The organism is Mesorhizobium sp. L-2-11, from assembly GCF_016756595.1.
Lineage (GTDB): Bacteria > Pseudomonadota > Alphaproteobacteria > Rhizobiales > Rhizobiaceae > Mesorhizobium.
Window position 1 is genome coordinate 5,503,526 of the sequence record NZ_AP023257.1, and the last position, 18,039, is coordinate 5,521,564.

20 protein-coding genes are annotated in these 18,039 nt (G+C 63.1%); 6 read left to right on the forward strand and 14 right to left on the reverse strand.

Translation table 11 applies throughout. The features are described 5' to 3' along the window. Nucleotides 1-56 precede the first annotated feature (56 nt). Together JG739_RS26320 and JG739_RS26325 are read right to left on the reverse strand one after the other, a co-directional pair. Nucleotides 57-866, reverse strand: coding sequence for an HAD-IIB family hydrolase (locus JG739_RS26320; RefSeq protein WP_202367653.1), 810 nt, complete (start codon nucleotides 864-866; stop codon nucleotides 57-59). A gap of 4 nt (nucleotides 867-870) precedes the next feature. Then, a complete protein-coding gene (locus JG739_RS26325; protein ID WP_202364061.1) occupies nucleotides 871-2,199 on the reverse strand; it encodes a sn-glycerol-1-phosphate dehydrogenase in 1,329 nt (442 codons plus the stop codon). 140 nt (nucleotides 2,200-2,339) lie between these two features. Here JG739_RS26325 and JG739_RS26330 point away from each other — a divergent pair, with 140 nt between their 5' ends. Both JG739_RS26330 and JG739_RS26335 read left to right on the forward strand, forming a co-directional pair. Further along, nucleotides 2,340-3,323 (forward strand): sugar-binding transcriptional regulator, encoded by a 984-nt coding sequence (locus JG739_RS26330; RefSeq protein WP_244749585.1) that lies wholly within the window; start codon nucleotides 2,340-2,342, stop codon nucleotides 3,321-3,323. Nucleotides 3,324-3,378: 55 nt separating this feature from the next. Next, on the forward strand, nucleotides 3,379-4,881 hold the full coding sequence (locus JG739_RS26335) for a xylulokinase (protein WP_202364062.1): 1,503 nt from the start codon (nucleotides 3,379-3,381) through the stop codon (nucleotides 4,879-4,881). A 15-nt stretch (nucleotides 4,882-4,896) separates the two neighbouring features. Here the strand turns inward: JG739_RS26335 and JG739_RS26340 are convergent, their stop codons facing one another. Next, on the reverse strand, nucleotides 4,897-5,253 hold the full coding sequence (locus JG739_RS26340; RefSeq protein WP_202364063.1) for an ArsC family reductase: 357 nt from the start codon (nucleotides 5,251-5,253) through the stop codon (nucleotides 4,897-4,899). Between the two features lie 174 nt (nucleotides 5,254-5,427). On the opposite strand from JG739_RS26340, the gene JG739_RS26345 reads away from it, so the two are divergent. Together JG739_RS26345 and JG739_RS26350 are read left to right on the forward strand one after the other, a co-directional pair. Then, nucleotides 5,428-5,793, forward strand: coding sequence for an ArsR/SmtB family transcription factor (locus JG739_RS26345; RefSeq protein ID WP_202364064.1), 366 nt, complete (start codon nucleotides 5,428-5,430; stop codon nucleotides 5,791-5,793). Beyond that, complete coding sequence (locus JG739_RS26350; RefSeq protein WP_202364065.1) at nucleotides 5,790-6,275, forward strand: SRPBCC family protein; 486 nt, start codon at nucleotides 5,790-5,792, stop codon at nucleotides 6,273-6,275. Before JG739_RS26345 ends, JG739_RS26350 begins: the two co-directional genes overlap by 4 nt. 96 nt (nucleotides 6,276-6,371) lie before the next feature. Here the strand turns inward: JG739_RS26350 and JG739_RS26355 are convergent, their stop codons facing one another. Next, entirely contained in the window at nucleotides 6,372-6,725 is a 354-nt protein-coding gene (locus tag JG739_RS26355; protein ID WP_202364066.1) for a nuclear transport factor 2 family protein, read from the reverse strand. Between the two features lie 207 nt (nucleotides 6,726-6,932). Between JG739_RS26355 and JG739_RS26360 the strand changes: the two genes are divergently transcribed. Beyond that, complete coding sequence (locus tag JG739_RS26360; RefSeq protein WP_202364067.1) at nucleotides 6,933-7,199, forward strand: AbrB/MazE/SpoVT family DNA-binding domain-containing protein; 267 nt, start codon at nucleotides 6,933-6,935, stop codon at nucleotides 7,197-7,199. 140 nt (nucleotides 7,200-7,339) lie between these two features. Here JG739_RS26360 and JG739_RS26365 read toward each other — a convergent pair whose 3' ends face one another. From JG739_RS26365 to JG739_RS26395, 7 genes are read right to left on the reverse strand one after another with little or no spacing between them, the layout of a single operon-like run. Then, entirely contained in the window at nucleotides 7,340-8,323 is a 984-nt protein-coding gene (locus JG739_RS26365; RefSeq protein WP_202364068.1) for a 2-dehydropantoate 2-reductase, read from the reverse strand. Next, nucleotides 8,323-9,861: an acyl--CoA ligase gene (locus JG739_RS26370; protein WP_202364069.1), complete on the reverse strand. Its 1,539-nt coding sequence runs from the start codon at nucleotides 9,859-9,861 to the stop codon at nucleotides 8,323-8,325. The genes JG739_RS26365 and JG739_RS26370 overlap by 1 nt, the downstream gene beginning before the upstream one ends. After that, entirely contained in the window at nucleotides 9,854-10,552 is a 699-nt protein-coding gene (locus JG739_RS26375; protein WP_202367655.1) for a fumarylacetoacetate hydrolase family protein, read from the reverse strand. The genes JG739_RS26370 and JG739_RS26375 overlap by 8 nt, the downstream gene beginning before the upstream one ends. A gap of 2 nt (nucleotides 10,553-10,554) precedes the next feature. Continuing rightward, nucleotides 10,555-11,310: an ABC transporter permease gene (locus JG739_RS26380; RefSeq protein ID WP_128167733.1), complete on the reverse strand. Its 756-nt coding sequence runs from the start codon at nucleotides 11,308-11,310 to the stop codon at nucleotides 10,555-10,557. Between the two features lie 6 nt (nucleotides 11,311-11,316). Further along, the gene (locus JG739_RS26385) at nucleotides 11,317-12,120 is read right to left on the reverse strand and encodes an ABC transporter ATP-binding protein (RefSeq protein ID WP_023799434.1); all 804 of its coding nucleotides are present in this window, start codon (nucleotides 12,118-12,120) and stop codon (nucleotides 11,317-11,319) included. 1 nt (nucleotide 12,121) lies between these two features. Further along, nucleotides 12,122-12,949, reverse strand: coding sequence for an ABC transporter permease (locus tag JG739_RS26390; RefSeq protein ID WP_202364070.1), 828 nt, complete (start codon nucleotides 12,947-12,949; stop codon nucleotides 12,122-12,124). A gap of 12 nt (nucleotides 12,950-12,961) precedes the next feature. Continuing rightward, nucleotides 12,962-13,951, reverse strand: coding sequence for an ABC transporter substrate-binding protein (locus JG739_RS26395; RefSeq protein WP_202364071.1), 990 nt, complete (start codon nucleotides 13,949-13,951; stop codon nucleotides 12,962-12,964). Between the two features lie 178 nt (nucleotides 13,952-14,129). Between JG739_RS26395 and JG739_RS26400 the strand changes: the two genes are divergently transcribed. Continuing rightward, nucleotides 14,130-14,822, forward strand: a complete 693-nt coding sequence (locus JG739_RS26400; protein ID WP_202364072.1) for a FadR/GntR family transcriptional regulator — start codon at nucleotides 14,130-14,132, stop codon at nucleotides 14,820-14,822. A 66-nt stretch (nucleotides 14,823-14,888) separates the two neighbouring features. On the opposite strand, the gene JG739_RS26405 is transcribed toward JG739_RS26400, so the two are convergent. The 3 genes from JG739_RS26405 to JG739_RS26415 are packed head-to-tail and all read right to left on the reverse strand — an operon-like array spanning nucleotide 14,889 to nucleotide 18,039. Beyond that, nucleotides 14,889-16,316 carry an aldehyde dehydrogenase family protein gene (locus JG739_RS26405; RefSeq protein WP_202364073.1) on the reverse strand — a complete coding sequence of 476 codons (1,428 nt, stop codon included), beginning with the start codon at nucleotides 16,314-16,316 and terminating at the stop codon, nucleotides 14,889-14,891. A gap of 39 nt (nucleotides 16,317-16,355) precedes the next feature. Further along, nucleotides 16,356-17,441 (reverse strand): ABC transporter ATP-binding protein, encoded by a 1,086-nt coding sequence (locus JG739_RS26410; protein ID WP_202364074.1) that lies wholly within the window; start codon nucleotides 17,439-17,441, stop codon nucleotides 16,356-16,358. Next, complete coding sequence (locus JG739_RS26415) at nucleotides 17,431-18,039, reverse strand: cupin domain-containing protein (RefSeq protein ID WP_202364075.1); 609 nt, start codon at nucleotides 18,037-18,039, stop codon at nucleotides 17,431-17,433. Before JG739_RS26415 ends, JG739_RS26410 begins: the two co-directional genes overlap by 11 nt.

Here is an 18,039-nt window from a genome sequence, read left to right on the forward strand (position 1 = left end):
ATCGCCTGCAGAACATCCTTTGCGTCTTTTGCAGCCGGCCATTTTGCGCCGGCCGATCAGACCACTCCCGATCTCCGGTTTGCCAGGATCATTTCGGCAATCTCGACGAAGCCGCGGCCACCCCGCGACCTGGCGACGAAAGCCGGTTCGGCGTCGATCTGTCCCTGGAAATCCATTACATTCGCGACTCCAAACGCGTTCGGAAAGAACCCGAACATCGGCGCGTCGTTTGGGCTGTCCCCGACGAATGCATAGGCCTGCCTCTCAGCATCGAGATCGGTTCCCAGCCTCTCGCTTGCAAAGCGGCGCGTCATCGCCAGCTTGTCGTATCGGCCAAACCAGCCGTTCACATGGATCGAGGAAATCTTGGCGACAGCGCCGGCCTCCTCGAAAATCTGCTTGATGCGCCTGGCATCGGACAGCGGCAGCGCCGGAATATCTTCGCAAAAGTCGATGGCCAGGTCGGCTTCGCGATATTGCTGGTCGGCGGACACTGCCGAACCGGGCACTTCCTCGATAATGCGCTTTTCCAGTTCGTTGAGCCTGCGCCTGTTTTCCCGGCGTTCGTCAGCGCTCGCCGCGAAAACCCGGATCATCTTTCGCGTTGCCTGGTCATAAGCGAAGTAAAAAGCGCCATTTTCGCCGACCACGCCGGTGACCGGCCAGAACCGGGCTATCATGTCGCACCAGCCTGCCGGTCTCCCGGTAATGGGAGCAACGACAAGGCCCGCCTCGTGCAGGCGTTCGAGCGCGCGGTAGGCGTCGGCCGGAAGACGACCCTCGGTGGTCAGCGTGTCGTCGATATCGCAGAAGACGCCGCGAATGCGCGATGCCGTTTCGGGTCCGAATTCGGCGAGGTCGCGCATCCGGTCAGGCTTCCCCACGCGCAAAGTCCTCCAGCATTCCTGCATCGGCAGCAATGTCGAGGAACGAGAAGCGATTGCGCATCTCCCGGCAATGAACGACGGCTTCGCGATAGAAATCGGCCGGCGTGCCCAATTCGGCCGCTGAAATCGGCCCGCCGGTAGATTTCAGCAGGCGCTGCATCTCGTCGACAGGTACCATGAATTGCTTGAGCTCCTGCCTGAGTGTCGGCCAGAGCTCCTGCAGCCGCTCGTTGAATGCCGCGGCGGCTGTCTCATCGAAGGCCTTCTTCCTCAATTCGTCGAGACATTGTGCGGCGACAGCCGGTCCCATGCGGCGGACCATGTCGTCAGGATCGATGTTCGTCGCCTTCACCATCGGCGGCTTGTCGCTTGCAAGCATTGCCTGCTGCAATCGCGCCATGGTGAGAGAAGCGACGCCGACCTGGGTGCCGTGCAGCGTGCCGGGGTGACGCTCGCCGGCGAAGCAGTCGATGTAGTGCGATATCTGATGCTCGCCCATGGAACCGTGATTGGAGACGCCGGTGAAAGAAATTCCGAGACCGCAGAGCGTCAGCACGCGATAGAGATAGCCATTGGCCTCGATGTCGTGTTCGGCAAGCTTTGCCGCACGCTGGTTGAGCGCCGCCTCATCCTTTTCCTGGATGAGAAAAGGGACCTGATGGTAGGCAGTGCCAAGCAGGCGGTGCGACATCCACCAGTCGATCTGGGCGACCGAGCGGCAAAGGCAGTCCCCGAACCCCGCCGCCGACAGGTAGGTCGGGGCGGCAGCGGAGACGCCAAGATCGACGAAAAAGCCTGAAGGGGCGTGGGAAGGGAGCGATACTTTCAGGCCGCTTTCAAGTGTGATGGACGCAGTCGTCGATGTGTAGCCGTTCATCGAACCGGCCGTCCCGAACACGCAGTAGCGCCGTTCATTCCTTCCGGTGACGAACTTGCAGAGATCGTTGATGGTACCGGAACCGACCGCGACCACGGCATCCGCATCGGCGAGTTTGACGGCCAGGCTTTCGACATTGGCCATGTCGGCATGCGGATGATCCAGGATCACCACATCGACGGGGCCGAGCGTCTTCAGTTCGCGCGCAACGCGTTCGCCAAGCGCCTCATAGGTGGCGGCATCAGCAACGACCGTGAACCGCTCCCCCAGATCGAGCTCCGAAACGAGATCGGCCGCCCGCCCGTCGAGGCTTTCTTCGATGACAATCCGGTCATACGGCACCACAGCCTTTTTGCCGGTCTCCGGGTTGGTCCAGCGCCCGTCCAGAATGTCGTCGATCAATGCCGTCCAGGATCCGGCTGCCGGATTGGTCATGACGTCCTCATGCTGGCGACCCTGTAATCGAGGCGCAGGAGCGTTGGCGTTAATAAAACAATAGTCACCTATCACTGTCTTTTGTCAAGCATGCGCCGGCGACGCTTGACTTCGTTCTGCAAACCTGCGGAAAAAGGGACATGAATGCCAATGCCGACATCGAAATGGTCCGACCATCCGGGCTCTCGGCACTGCCGCCCGAATTCGACAGCGCGGTGGCGTGGGCTGCCTGGCTCTACTATGTCGACCAGCTCAACCAGAGCGACGTCGCCAAGGTCATGAACGTCTCCAGGGCGAGCGTGGTGCACTATCTGCAGGAGGCGCGCGAAAGCGGACTTGTCGCCGTGCAGGTCGACCACGACGCTTTTGCCCGTACCTTGACCTCGCGGCGTCTGATGGAAAAATTCGGGCTTCGCGGCGCGGCGGTTATCCCCGACCTCGATCCCAACGATGCCGACCGCCGCATCGGCGAAGCGGCAGGACGGTTGCTGGCATCGATGGTCGATCCGGGTGACACGATCGGCGTAGCCTGGGGAAAAACGGTGCTCGCTGCCGCCCGCTCGATCCCACGACTACGGCATGACCGCAACCTCACCGTGGTCCAGCTCTCGGGAAGCTCGATCGGCACCAGCGATTTCTCACCGGAATTCTGCACCTCGCTGATGGCCAATCGGCTCGGCGCCCGCTGCATCAACCTGCTTGCCCCGGCGATCGTCTCAACCGACGAACTGCACGACGAACTCATGCAGGAGCCGATGCTCGTCAACCAGTTCCGCATGATCCGTGCCGCCGGCAAGGTCATCTTCGGGATCGGCGATGTCGGTCCGGAGAGCACCTATGCCCGAGCCGGGATATCGGATGCCGCCGCGCTTGCCAGCATGATCGAGCAAGGCGCGCTCGGGGTCATCATCGGGCGGTTCATCGACGCTCAGGGAGCGCCTTTCGCAACGCCGCTCGACGGACGCACCGTCGGCATCACACTCGACGAACTGAAAGCGGTGCCGGTCCGCATCTGCGCCGCCGGCGGCGCCCGCAAGATGGCGGCGATCAGGGCCGGGCTCGGCGGCGGATATGCGACCCATTTTGTCACCGACATGGCCACCGCGAACATTCTTTTGGAATGACCGGCACTTGGACTAATCAGCACTCGGTGGAACGCATCGTCTCGGGAGGACAATCATGGGCAGCAGCGACGGACCTCTTGTCGTCGGCCTCGACAGTTCCACGCAATCCTGCAAGGCGATTGCCTGGAGCCGGGACGGACGAGCCGTGGCGGAAGGCCGGGCGCCGCTCGAGCTGATGAAGCCGAGGCCGGACTATGTCGAGCAGGAGGTCACCGACTGGTGGCGGGCCGCAACAGTGGCGCTGCGACAGCTTGTCGGCACGGTCGACGCGAAACGCATCGCCGGCATCGCGATCTCCAACCAGCGCGAGACCGTAGCGCTCATCGACGGCGCCGGCGAGCCGATCGGGCCCGCCAGCCTCTGGCTCGACGAACGCGCCGCCGGGCTGGTCGACCGTTTCGCGGCGGAGATCGGCCATGAGCGGCTTCACGCGATCACCGGCAAGCCGATCGATGTGACGCCGGTCGTCTACCGCCTGAAATGGCTACGCGAGAACGAGCCGGAACGGTTGGACGAGGCGAACAAAATCCTCGACGTGCACGGCTATCTGACGCTGAAACTGACGGGAACGCCGAGCGCCAGCTGGACCAGCGCCGATCCGTTCGGTCTCTTCGACATCTCGCGCAAAGAATGGTCGCAGCCGATCCTCGATCATCTCGGCATCAAGCCGTCGCAATTTCCCAATGCGGTGCGGTCCGGGACACGGGTCGGGACCGTCCATGCCGCGGCCGCCACTGCTACCGGCCTGGCCGAGGGAACCCCGGTGATCGCCGCCGGCGGTGATGGGCAATGCGCCGGGCTCGGCGTCAATGCCATGCGCGACAGCGTCGTCTATCTCAATCTCGGAACTGCGATCGTTGCGGGAATATGGTCCAGGGAGCCGGTGGTCGGCGCCTTCTGGCGGACCATGACCTCGCCGACCGGCGATGGCTATTTCCTCGAGGCCGTGCAGCGGGCGGGTGTCTATTTCGTCAACTGGTTCGTCGACATGTTTGCCGGCGGACGCTCCGATCCGGCGATCTTCGACCGCCTGGAAAGGGAAGCGGCGGCCGTGCCGATCGGCTCGGACGGACTTCTCGCCGGCACCACTTTGGTCGGTTGCATGGACCCGCATTGGGATCCGAGCGCACGCGCCAGCTTCATCGGCATGCACCCCTCGCACACGCTCGGTCATTTCTATCGTGCAGGGCTAGAGGCGATGACGCTGCAAACCGCCCGGGCTCTCGAAGAGATGCGCAGCCATGGTCTTTCGCCGGCGCAAATGGTGGCGATCGGCGGCGGCGCCAACAGCAGGCTTTGGACAAAGATGATCGCGGACGCCACCGGGATCGCCATCCACAAGGGTCACAATGCCGAAGCCTCCTCGCTCGGCGCAGCGATCAGCGCCGCCGTCGGCATCGGATGGTTCGAGGGTTTTGCCGAGGCCGCAGACGCCATGACGAGCATCGCCGAGACGATCGAGCCGGATCCCAGCTGCCGCCCAGCGTGGGACGCGCTGTCGGCCAGGCAGGCCAAGGTCTTTTCCGCGACCCAATTCGCCTGGCGAACCGCAACGTGAAAAGCGTCCGTCCCGCTACTTCAACCCGCCCACCGCCTGCTGATAGACATCAGGTTTGAAGCCGACGAGGATACGATCGCCGAGATCGAGGACCGGCCGTTTGATCATCGTCGGGTTGGCCAGCATCAGCGCCTTAGCCTTGCTCTCGTCGAGGCTCAGCCTGTCCTTGTCCGACAGTTCGCGAAACGTCGTGCTCGCCTTGTTGAGCAGGATTTCCCAGCCGACCTTGCCGGACCAGCCGTCGAGCCGGTCCGCCTCCAGCCCCTCGACCCTGTAGTCGTGAAAACGATAGGCGACGTCATGGCTTTCCAGCCAGACACGCGCCTTCTTGATCGTGTCGCAATTGGTGATGCCGTACATTGTGATCGTCAAAATTATGGTCCCTCGGACGGATAGAAATTCGAATCTGACGGCACCCTAAAACCGCGTCTCTGCCTTTGCCAGCGATCAGGCCGGCATCCTTAATTTTTTGGGCTTGCTAAAACTAAGGAATTTTCCTAAGTATCTTCCGAACATCTTTGCCATGCGCAGTGGCGCGAGGAAGACATGACCGCCGCAACAATCCCGCAGACCGCAAGTTCGAACATCCCGCCGATCGACGGCATCTTCCGGGCGCTTGCCGATCCGACGCGCCGCCGTGTTGTCGAGCGGCTGAACAGAAGCCCCGCCTCGGTCAGCGAGCTTGCCCAGCCGTTCGGCATGGCGCTGCCCTCCTTCATTGAACACCTGAAAGTTCTGGAAGGCTGCGGGCTGGTGCGCTCGCAAAAGACTGGCCGCATCAGGACCTACCAACTCGCGCCTGAGCCGCTGAAGCTCGCGGAAAACTGGCTGGCCGAGCAACGCACGCTATGGGAGCGCCGCCTCGATCAATTCGACGACTACGTCCTAAAACTCAAGGAGAAAGACAAATGAGCTCGACCCTGCTGTTGAAACCCGACCCCAAACTCGACCTCGTCCTTGAACGCGTCATTGACGCGCCGCGCGAGCTTTTGTGGACAGCCTGGACGACGCCCGAGCATGTTCGGCAATGGTTCACACCAAAGCCGTGGATCGTTTCCGATTGCGAGATCGATCTTAGGCCCGGCGGCCTGTTCAGGACCCGCATGCAGTCGCCTGATGGCAAGGAGGTCAACGACCGGCATTGCTGCTATCTCGACATCGTGCCCAACGAGCGGCTGGTGTGGACCGATGCGTTGCTGCCCGGCTATCGGCCGTCAGGGGACCCATTCATCACAGCGGTCATATCGTTGCAGCCGGAAGGCAAGGCGACGCGCTACACCGCGACCGCCATCCACCGGGATGAAGCGACACGAAAGAACCACGAGGAAATGGGATTCTTCGACGGCTGGGGCACCGTGGCCGACCAGCTTGCGGCGTATGTGAAGGGGATTTGAGGTGCTCACATGGCGGCCAGGGCATTGTCCTGGCCGCCATGCCTGATTTTCAAACGATGCAGCTAAGTGATCAGGCTCCCAGAACCGGTTTCAGCCTCAATAATAGAAGCGCTCTTCGGCAATTTTGCCGTTCTTGACCGTGTACAGACCAACCTCATCCATGCTGACACGCTCGCCTGTAGCCTTGGGCGTTATGTCAAACTTGAAGCGCACTGCGAACTGGTCGCCGTTGACATATGGGCCCTCGACCGAGCCGCCATGAACTTCGTTGTTCTCTTCCCACCACTGGCCCTTCTGCCTCACGGCTTCCTTGCCACGGCAGACGGCCATAGGCCCTTCCATTGCTTCGTAGCTGACGATGTCGTCGGCATTGTGTTTCTCAGCCGCAACATGGTTCTGACCCTGCTTGAGCAGATCTGTGAAATCCTTGGCAATTTCCGCGGTGGTCATATGTTCCTCCTGTTCAGACTAATTCCAGGTAGGGCGCCACGATGAATATCGCGTGCCGGCCCCTTGCCCTCAACCACTTATGATGCGACGAGCGCATGAAACAAAACAGGAACAACCTGAATAGTCAAGTGGAGATCGTGCCGGCCGGAGAAGGCTGGCACTTGAACGCAATGCATTATCTTTGTTTGCCAATCAGGAGATTCTGCCATGGCGACACTGACGGTAACGGCGCGGGGGCAGGTCACTTTTCGCAAAGAAGTGCTCCAACACCTCGGCATCCAGCCGGGAGAAAAAATCGAACTGGATTTGCTGCCGGGTGGCCGGGCAGAGCTAAAGGCATCGCGGCCGAAGGGATCGTTCCGGGACCTTCATGGCTTCCTGAAAGGTAAGACGAATGGCCAGGTTCTCACTATTGAGGAAATCAATGATGCAATCGCCGAGGCTGGTGCGGCCGCCGGGGCCGGCAAGGAATGAATATCTCGGCGGAGACGAACGTTCTGCTCCGTGCCTAGGTGGCTGACGATGCCAAACGTCTCCTGACAAAAAAGCCGTGAAGCTTCTTTCGTCACAAGGCGTTCCACCCACCTCCTTGAGGCGAGCGCCTGAGTCTCATATCAGATCAGATAGCAGCCGCGCTCGATGGCGAGGCGGCGCACCAGCGCCAGCACGCTGTCGATGGTCGGCGTCGGTTGCCCGGTCAGCCGGCCAAGCTCCTGGACCGCCGTCACCAGCGCGTCGATCTCCATTGGCCGGCCGCGCTCGAGGTCCTGCAGCATCGAGGTCTTGTGCTCGCCGACGTCGCCGGCACCCTTGATGCGCCGGTCGACCGAGATCGGGAAACGGACGCCGAGGCTTTCGCCGATCGCCTGCGCCTCCAGCATCATGGTGCGGGCGAGCGTGCGGGTGGCCTCGTCGGCAGTGATTGCCGCAAGCGTGCTGCCGGTCAGCGCGGAAATCGGGTTGAACGAGAGATTGCCCCAGAGCTTCACCCAGATCTCGCTGCGGATGTCGTCGCGGACCGGCGCCTGCAGCCCGGCCGCAACCATCTCCTCGGCAAGCAGCGTGACACGCTCGCTCTTCTCGCCCGAAGGCTCGCCGAGCGAAAAGCGTTTTCCCTCGATATGGCGGACCAGGCCGGGCGCATCCACCTCGGCCGCGGGATAGACGACCGAGCCGATGACGCGATCCGGCCCAAGCCGGTCCCAGATCACCCCACCGGGATCTACCGCCTGCAACCGCGTGCCTTCGAGCGGCCCGCCGATCCTGTGGAAATACCACCACGGCACGCCATTCTGCATGGTGACGACGGCCGTCCCCTCTCCCAGCAGCGGGGCGATCTGGTCGAGCGCAGGTGCGACCGAATGAGCCTTGAGCGCCAGCACGACATAGTCTTGGACGCCTAACTCCTGCGCCTGCGCGGCGGCCCTGACCGAGGCGACGGATTCATGACCGTCTTCGATCAGGCGAAGCCCGTTCGCCCTGATCGCGTCGAGATGCGCGCCGCGCGCCACGATCGACAAATCGACCCGGCCGGCCATGGCAAGTTTGGCCGCGAGATAGCCGCCGATCGCGCCGGCGCCAAAAATGCTGATCCGCATCAATATCCCAGCCCGGGTTTGACAAGACCGAGTTTGGTCGCGAGACCGATGCGCTGCAGCTTGCCGGTCGCGCCCTTCGGGATTTCGTCCAGGATCAGGACAATGCGCGGCACCTTGAAATCGGCAAGCCGTGTCGCGGCAAAGCTGCGGATTTCGCCTTCTGTGGCGGCCATGCCCTCGCGCAGCACGATCGCAGCCGCGACTTCTTCCCCGAGCTTGTCATGCGGCGTGGCGAAGGTGACGACCTGCGCAACCGCCGGATGGTCCATCAGCACGTCGTCGACCTCGAGCGGCGAGATCTTCTCGCCGCCGCGGTTGATGATCTCCTTGAGCCGGCCGGTGACGCGCAGATAGAAGTCTTCGTCGAGCACGCCCTGGTCGCCGGTATGAAACCAGCCATGCGCAAAAGCCGTGGCATTGGCGTCCGGATTGTTCTCATAGCCCGCGGTGACATTAGGCCCGCGAATGACGATCTCGCCGGGGTCACCGGGCTGCAGCAATCGCCCGTCCGGCGCCATCACCGCCACCTCCGGTCCGGCCGCGGCACCGACGCTGCCCGGCTTGCGCAGCCCGGGCGGCAGCCGGTTCGATGCCATCTGATGCGCGGCCTCGGTCATCCCGTAGGATTCGATCACCGGGCAGCCGAAGGTCGCCTCAAGCTCGGCCATCACTTGCGGCGGCAGCGATGCCGAGGACGAGCGGATGAAGCGTAAGGGCGCCACCGCCAATGCATCGGCATTGCGCGCCGCCCGCGGCAGTATCGCCTGATGCATGGTCGGCACCGCCGTGTACCAGCTCGGCCGCGCCTCGCCCAGCCAATGGAAGAAGCGCAGCGCGTTGAAGCCCGGCGTGCAGAAGACGCTGCCGCCGGCGGCGAGCGAGGACAGCACCGCCGCAATCAGCCCATGGATGTGGAACAGCGGCATGATGTTGAGGCAGCGATCGCCTGATGTCAGAGAAAGCGTCGCGCCGATATGGGCGGCCGAGGCGGCGAGATTGGCGTGGCTGAGCGGCACCAGCTTGGGTCGTGACGTGGTGCCGGACGTGTGCAGCAACAGCGCGATGTCGCCGTACTCAGCCAGGCCTGGCGAAACAGACGGACCAACCGGTTTGCCCTCGATCACAAAACTGCCGGCTGGCGCGTCACGCAGTGCTGTGAGCCTGAGCACAGCTATGCCGAGGCGCTCGGCCACGGTCACCGCCGGGCCGCTTTCGTCCTCGGCGACGAGGATCGCCTTGGCGCCGATGTCGGTCAGATAAAAATCGAGCTCGTCGGCCCGGTATGCCGGGTTGAGCGGCGCCGTCGATGCCGCCGCCGCCACCGCGACAAAGGCGGTGGCCATTTCCGGCCCGTTCGGCAGCACGATGGCCACCCGGTCGCCACGGCCGAGCCCCAGCGCATGCAATTGCGCTGCCGTTTCGGCGATCAGGCGGCGCAGTCCGCCATGGCTGAGCGTGATCCTGTCCGGCGCCGAAATCGCCGGCGCATCGTCGGTTCCGGCGGCAAGCCGTTCAATGATCGAGGCGGCTTCAGACAACGCGAACCTCTAGGTCGCCGACGCCATCGATATGACCGCGAAGAACATCACCGCGAACGACCGCGCCGACGCCCGCCGGCGTGCCGGAAAGAATGATGTCTCCCGGCTTCAGCGTGAACAGACCCGAGAGATAGCTGATCATTTCCGGAACCTTCCAAATCATCTGGTTGAGGTCGCCGGTCTGCTTTCGCTGGCCATTGACGTCCAGCCAGATCGCGCCCTGGCTGGGATGGCCGGTCGAGCTTGCCGGAACCAATGGCGTGCATGGCGCCGATGCCTCGAAAGCCTTGCCGACCTCCCATGGACGGCCCATGTCCTTAGCCTTCCCTTGCAGGTCGCGCCGCGTCATATCGAGACCTACGCCATAACCGAACACGCAGTCCAGAGCCTTTTCGACCGGGATGTCGGTACCGCCGCTTTTCAGCGCCACGACCATTTCGATCTCGTGATGGACATCGTTGGAGGCCGGAGGATAGGGAAATTCTCCTGTCGTATCGAGGTTGTCGGGGTTCTTCTGGAAGAAGAATGGCGGCTCCCTGTCGGGGTCGTGTCCCATCTCGACGGCATGCGCGGCATAGTTGCGCCCGACGCAATAGACCCGGTGCACCGGAAACAGCTTGTCGGTTCCCGCCACCGGGATGCTCGGGATTGCGGTCGGTTCGATGACGTAGCTTGAAGTCGTGCCGTGCATGTTCACTGTCTTGCTCCTGCGTAGTATTCGACTTTGGCTTCGGCCCGTTCGATCAGTTCGGCGATCAGCAGGGCGAAGGCAAAAAGGATGATGGTCAGGGCCCAGAATTCGGCCATGCGGAAATTCCGCGAGAAGGTTTCGAACAGCGCACCGTAGCCGACGATGGCGACGAGCAACTGGCCGATGACGACGCCCTTGACGCCGCGGATGAGGCCGAGGCGAATGCCGGCAAGGATTTCCGGAAGCGCCGCCCACAGGATGATCTTGCTATAGAGCGCCGGGCGCGAGGCGCCGTAGGAACGCGCCATCTCGATCAGCGACGGCGAGATATGGCGGACCCCGGCGCGGGTGTCGAGAACGATGATCCAGATCGCAAACAGGAATACCGCCGCAACAATCGTCTTCTCGCCGAAGCCGAACAGGATCATCAGCACCGGAACGATCGCCGAGAGCGGTGCGCTTGAAAAGATGTTGACCCACATGCCGAGCAGGTCGTCGGCGATCTTGACGCGTCCCATCAGGATGCCCAGCGGCACGCCGACTACGATCGACAGGGCCATGCCCGTGGCGAAGGCGCGAAGGGTGGTGACTGTCGCGCTCTGCCAGGACGGCGTCTGCACCAGGCTGACCGCTGCAACCAGCACGTCGCTAAACGGCGGCAGCAGAAAGACAAGGTCGAGCCGGCCGACGATTTCCCATACGACGCACCAAACCAGCAGGGACGCCATCATTGGCACACGGTAGCCAAACAAGGTCACGGCCGGTCACTCCACATACTGCTTCAACCCCTGCCAGATCTCCTCGACAGTATCGAGATAGTGCCTGTCGCGATGGATGCGCTCGGGGTCGCCGGAGCGATCGATTTCCGGCTCGATGATCTGCGAAACCCGGCCGGGTCTCGGTGACAGCAAGACGATGCGGTCGGAGATGTAGACCGCCTCCTCGATCGAATGGGTCACGAAGATGAAGGTCTTGTTCTGGTTGGTGCGCAGCCGGATCAGGTCTTCCTGGAACTTCCGCCGGTTCTGCTCGTCGACCGCCGAAAACGGTTCATCGAGCAGCAGGACGTCGGCATCGACCGACAACGCCCGCGCCAGGCCGACACGCTGGCGCATGCCGCCCGACAGCTGATGCGGATATTTGTCCTCGAAGCCGGCGAGCCCCACCTCGGCGATGTAGCGGCGGGCGATCGCCTCGCGCTCGGCCTTGTTGGTGCCGCGCAATTCCAGTCCGAAGGCGACGTTGCGCATCACGGTCGCCCACGGCATCAGCGCAAAATCCTGGAACACGAAAGCGCGTTCGGGGCCGGGTGCGGTGACGTGCTTGCCGTTGATCGCGACCGTGCCGCCATCGGCGCGTATCAGCCCCGCTATGATCTTCAGCAGCGTCGTCTTTCCGCAACCGCTGGGTCCGAGAAGGCTGGTCAGCTTGCCTCTGGGAAAATCGAGGTCGATGCCGCGCAGCGCCTCGACATTGCCGTAGGTCTTGGAAATTCCTCTCACTTCGACGATCGAATCGATCGGTGCGGGAACCGGCGACGGTCCATTTCGCAATGCGGTCGCGCCCATCCTAAGCACCTCTGCTCTCGGGCCTGAAAACGCGGACTTCCACCCACTGCAGAAAGACGAGCGTCAGGGTGGAAAGCGCAATGATCGAGGCGATTGTTGCGTACATCTCGGCGTAGTCTGCGCGCGAGCGGTGGAAGGTTATGAGGTCGCCGATGCCGGTCGGGGTAATCAGCAGTTCGGCGAGCACCACGCCGACGAAGCCGGCAGCGACGCCGAGGCGCAAGCCGGCAAAAATCACCGGGCTGGCGTCCGGAAGAATGATCTTGGCGACGGTCTGCCAATTTGTGCCCAGGAACGATCGGCACATGACGAGCAGCGACTCGTTGACGTTGCGCACGGCCTTGTAGGTGTTGAGCACGATGACCGGCAGCGCCAGGATCATGACGGCGAGCGTCTTGGCGGTCATGCCTATTCCGTAGACGAAGGTCACCATCGGAATGAAGGCGGCGACAGGTGCAGCCTGAAGCACGATGAACACAGGGATCACCAGCCATTCGCCGGTGCGCCACAGGCCACAGATCGTGCCGAGGCCGACACCCAGGAACGCCGACAGGACAACGCCAAGCACCAGCGGCTGCAGCGTCGAAAGATATGCAGCTGCCAGGCTGCCGTCGGCGAGCAGCCCGAAGAACGCGACGAGGGTGTCTGAAAAAGTCGGAAAGGCGAAGCTGACGGGAATACGCCCGGCCACTTCCCAGATCCCCGCGAACAGGGCTATCGACACCAGCCTGAGCAGGACCGGCTGGTCCCAAGATGCTCCCGTTGCACTGCGATTGGAAAGAGGAGCGAGGCGGGCAGCCTCGCCGTCGGTTCTGATGCTTACGGCCATCCGGCAGGCCGCCTATTTCTTGCCGAGCTTGGCGACGGCGCGGTCGATTGCGGAGACATCCCAGAAGTCCTCGACCTTGAGGCTGGCGGGATCGCCTTCGATCTGGCCGGCAAGGCTGAAGAAGGCGAAGTCGTCCTTGGCCGCATCGGCTCCGCCGCCGTTCAGCGCAAGGCTGCCGGCTTCCGCGGTTTCCTTGTAGTATTCGGTGATTTCGCTGTCGGCCTCAGCGCCGAGATCCGGCAGCAGTTTATATTTGTTGCGAAGCTCGACGGCGACCGCCGGATTCGCGGTGATCTCGCGCGCGGTCTTCATCAGTTCCTCGACCAGGATGTCGACGTCGGCGGCGTTGTTCTTCAGATAGTCCGCGGTCGCGAAAAGCGCCTCGTCAGAGGCGCCGAGATCCTCGACCGGCAGAACGATGAACTTGCCCGGAGCCTCGGCCTCAAGCGCGCGCCTGTTGGCGGCATCGACGATCGACGCCTTGATGGTTCCCTGGAGCAGCGCATTGCGGCGAACCTCGGAACCCGGGACATAGCTGATGTTGCCGAGCTTGATGCCGTGGTTTTTCGCCATCAGCAGCATGACCGCCTCGGTTCCGGAGCCGCGCGCCTGCACGGCGACCTCCTGCCCGTCGAGATCCTTCCAATCCTTGTAGAATTCGCTGTTGACGACTGGAAAGAAGCGCAGCGTCGATATCTGCGCGAAAATGCGGATCGGCACGCCCACCTTCTGGATCAAGGTATAGGGTGCGCCGATGCCGACATCGGCCTGGCCGCCGACAATGGCCTGGGCGGCCAGATCCTCGTCATTGAGAACGATGAGCTCGACATTCACGCCGCGCGCCTTGGCGCGCTCTATCGCGGCGAGTGTCTGGATGGATTCGATCCCGGGAAGGTCGCCGAAGGCGATGCGCATGTCGCCGGCATTTGCCGCCGACAAGGGCGCTGCACATGCCAGGACCGCAGCGAAAGCGGTGGCAAGGATTCTGGACACGCCGGTCATTGTCATTCCTCCCGTTTTTTGTAACCATTTCCTTGATTGGTTAAAGCTATTGGACGGATTGGTCAAGGAGAAACTGCACCGTATCGAACAGGTGTGCCCAGAAAACTCGGCAGTTGACGGTTTGAGCTAATCGCTTTAACACCGACAAAGGGAAATCATATGCGGATTGGTTAAATTGATGGACGATCCCGGTAATGGCGGCCACGCCGCCCTGGTTCAGCTGCAGGCCTATCTTGCCCAGATGGATCATTCCGGTGAGACGCGGCTGCCTGCCGAGCGCGAACTGTCGGAGAGCCTCGGCGTATCGCGCGGCGATCTGCGCAAGGCGCTGGCGGTGCTCGAGAAGGACGGCCGCATCTGGCGTCACGTCGGCAGGGGCACCTTCGTCGGCAGCGGGCCGGTCGAGGAGACGATCGGCATTTCGGAAATCGCCGGGCGCACCAATCCGGCCGACGTCATGCGCGCGCGCCTCATCCTCGAGCCGGAGATTGCGCGCGAAGCGGCGCTGCACGCCACGCTTTCGGATATCGCCGCGATGCGGCAATCGCTGGTGCAGACCCGGGAAGCCGTCACATGGCGGCAATATGAGAATGTCGACAATCTGCTCCACCGGCAGATTGCGCAGGCGAGCCGCAACAATGTGCTGCTCGGCCTGTTCGACGTACTGAACGCCGTGCGCCGAACCGTGGTCTGGGGACGTCTTCGTTCAGAAGGCGCACGCCCCCCGGCCGACCATCACAGCTTCGCCGACCATGAACGGATCGTCGAGGCGATCGCCGAGCGTGACCTCGGCGGCGCGGCGGCAGCGATGCGCCTGCATCTCCAGCAGGTCGAGCGGCGCCTGATCCCTGTCCGCGAGGCCGCCGAATAGTCTGGCTTGGCCACGCTACAGCGCCGCGCGCCCTTCCTGGACGGCGGCGCTGAGCGGGCTCTTTCACTAAGCGCCGTAGCCGATGATGCCCTTGATCTCAAGGAAATCATGGATCGCCCAGTCGGCATATTCGCGGCCGTTGCCCGATTGCTTGTAGCCGCCGAACGGCGCGAACGTGTCCCATTCCGGATAGTTGATCGAGACCTGTCCGGCGCGCAGGCGGCCGGCGATCTTTCGCGCGTGCTCGATATCCCCTGATTGCACGTAGGCGGCGAGGCCATAGACCGTGTCGTTGGCGATCTTCACCGCGTCATCGTCGTTATCATAGGAGATGACGGAAAGCACCGGCCCAAAAATTTCTTCCCGCTCGATGGTCATGCCCGGCGTGACGTGGCCGAAGACGGTCGGCCGCACGTAATAACCGCGATTAAGATGCTCCGGCCGGCCGGGGCCCCCGGTGACCAGCGTTGCACCCTCGGCGACGCCGGCCTCGATCAGCCGCTGGATCTTGTCGAACTGGATTTTGCTGACCACCGGCCCGAGCCTGGTGTCTTCCGAGCGCGGATCGCCGACCTTGTGCGCCTCCGCCGCCTTCCTGGCGATCGTCAGCGCCTCATCGTGGCGAGCGGCCGGCACCAGCATGCGCGTCGGCGCATCGCAGGACTGGCCGCTATTGCCGAAACAGGCGTTGACGCCCTTGCGCACGGCCTTTTCAAGGTCGGCATCGGCAAGCACGATGTTGGGCGATTTGCCGCCGAGTTCCTGTGCCACGCGCTTGACCGTCTCGGCCGCCGTCTTGGCGACGATGATGCCGGCCCGGGTCGAGCCGGTGAAGGAAACCATGTCGACATCCGGATGGCCGGCCATGACCTGTCCGACATCCGGACCGGTGCCGTTGACCAGGTTGTAGACCCCATCAGGCGTGCCGGCCGCTTCCATCACTTCCGAAAAGACGATGCCGCTGATCGGCGCGATCTCGGAAGGCTTCAGCACGACGGTGCAGCCGGCGGCGATCGCCGGCGCCACCTTGCAGACGATCTGGTTGAGCGGCCAGTTCCACGGCGTGATCAGCGCGCAGACGCCGATCGGCTCCTTGACCACCATGGTGGTGCGGCGCTTCTCGCTGAATTCGTAACCCTCCAGCGCCCGAATGGTGGCTTCCATATGCGCCCTGCCCGCCCAGGCCTGCGCCTGGCGCGCCCAGGTGATCGGCGCGCCCATCTCCTGGCTGACAGCCTGCGCGATATCCTCGTAGCGCTCGTTATAGACTTCGAGAATGCGCCTAAGCAGCTTCAGGCGCTCGGCCTTGCTGGTCTGAGAAAAGGCCGGAAAGGCCGCCTTCGCCGCCGCCACGGCGCGATCCACATCGGCCTTCGAGCCGACGGAGATTTTGGTGTAGGCCTCTTCGGTGGACGGATCGATTACATCCAGCGTCGCCGGCACCACGGGCGCGACCCATTTGCCGTCGATGAAGAAGTTCAGGTGATTGCTCATGGGTGATGCTCCGATTTTCTGGGAAGGACGGGGATCAGATTAGCCGGGTAGCATAGGGCAGGTAGCGCCGCGACGCAGGCTGATATACGCCACATCGCCGACGCTGAATTGAAAACCTTCCGCCCGGCGTGGCGCATCGATCACCACTGGTATCCCCTGCCCCAATTCGGCGTGCAGGCGCAAGGTGCGGCCATGAAAGACGATGCTGCTCACCCGCACCGGCGCGGTGCCGGTCGCAGCTTCGGTCGCTGCCAGAAGATCCTCCGGACGCACGCCGATGGTTCGCACGGCGCCTTCTCCCGGCGCTTCGCCGGTTTCCGACGTGGCTTCGAGCGGCAGGGCGCCGGCGGCGAAATGCAACCGATCGCCATCACGGCCGACAAAGCGCGACTGCAGCAGGTTCATCGTGCCGATGAAACTGGCGACGAATTTGGTGGCGGGCCGGTCGTAGAGCGTCGCCGGCGGTGCGATCTGCTCGATGCGGCCCTTGTTCATGACGACGATGCGGTCGGAGATCGACAGCGCCTCGGTCTGGTCGTGGGTGACCATGACGAAGGTCGTGCCGAGCCGCGACTGCAGCCGCTTCAATTCGACCTGCATCTGTTCGCGCAGATGCGCATCGAGCGCCGACAGCGGCTCGTCGAGCAACAGCACACGCGGTTCGCAGACAATGGCGCGGGCAAGCGCGACGCGCTGGCGCTGGCCGCCCGACAATTCGGACACGCGGGCGCCGAGCTTCTCGGCAAGGCCGACCATGTCGAGCGCTTCGCCGACACGCTTTGCCTGCTCTGCCCCGGAAAGCTTGCGCAGCGACAGGCCGAAGCCGACATTTTCGGCGACGTCCATGTGCGGAAACAGCGCATAGTCCTGAAACACGGTGTTGACGGGACGGTCGAATGGCCGCAGCGAAGTAACGTCACGGCCGTCGAGCAGCACCCGTCCGTTCGACGGGCTTTCGAACCCTGCGATCACCCGCAGGCTAGTCGTCTTGCCGCAGCCGGATGGGCCGAGCAAGGTCAGGAACTCGCCGCGGGCAATGTCGAGATCGACGGCGTCGAGACCGACGATGCCGCCGGGGAAAATCTTCGATACCGCATCCAGCCGGACGAGAGGATCAGGCGCCATCGCGGACCTCGGACGGTTTGGTCGTGTTGACCCAGAGGATCTGACAGCGCTCGGTGCCCGGATTGCGGAAGGCATGCAGCAAGGTGCTTTTGAAGGCGAAGCTGTCGCCGGTCTTCAGCCCGTAGGTGGTTGAATCGATCACGAGTTCGACTTCGCCCGACAGGACGAAACCGAATTCGTGGCCGGGATGGGCGTAGGCTTCGACGGTGCCGCCGCCGGCTTCCACCGTCACCAGCATGCCGTTGAGCGTAGCGGCCGGCGGCGACAGCAGCGCCTTGGCAATGCCTTCCGACTTCACCGGGATCTGGCGCCGACTGTTGGCGCGCACGCAATAGAGATCGCTGACGGCATCGTTGCCGTCAGCAATCAGCGCCGACGGCTCGATGTCGAGAGCGGCGGCGAGCGGCCAGATCACCTTGACGCGAAGCGAGGACAGGCCGCGCTCGATCTGGCTGAGAGCACCGATCGAAACGCCGGCCTTGGCGGCAAGCTCGGCCAGCGAAAGACTGCGTTCCAGCCTAAGCGCCCGCACGCGCCGGCCGACCCGCACATCGGCGTCGTCTTTCGGCTTATCAGCCGCTTGGTCCAGTATATCCAT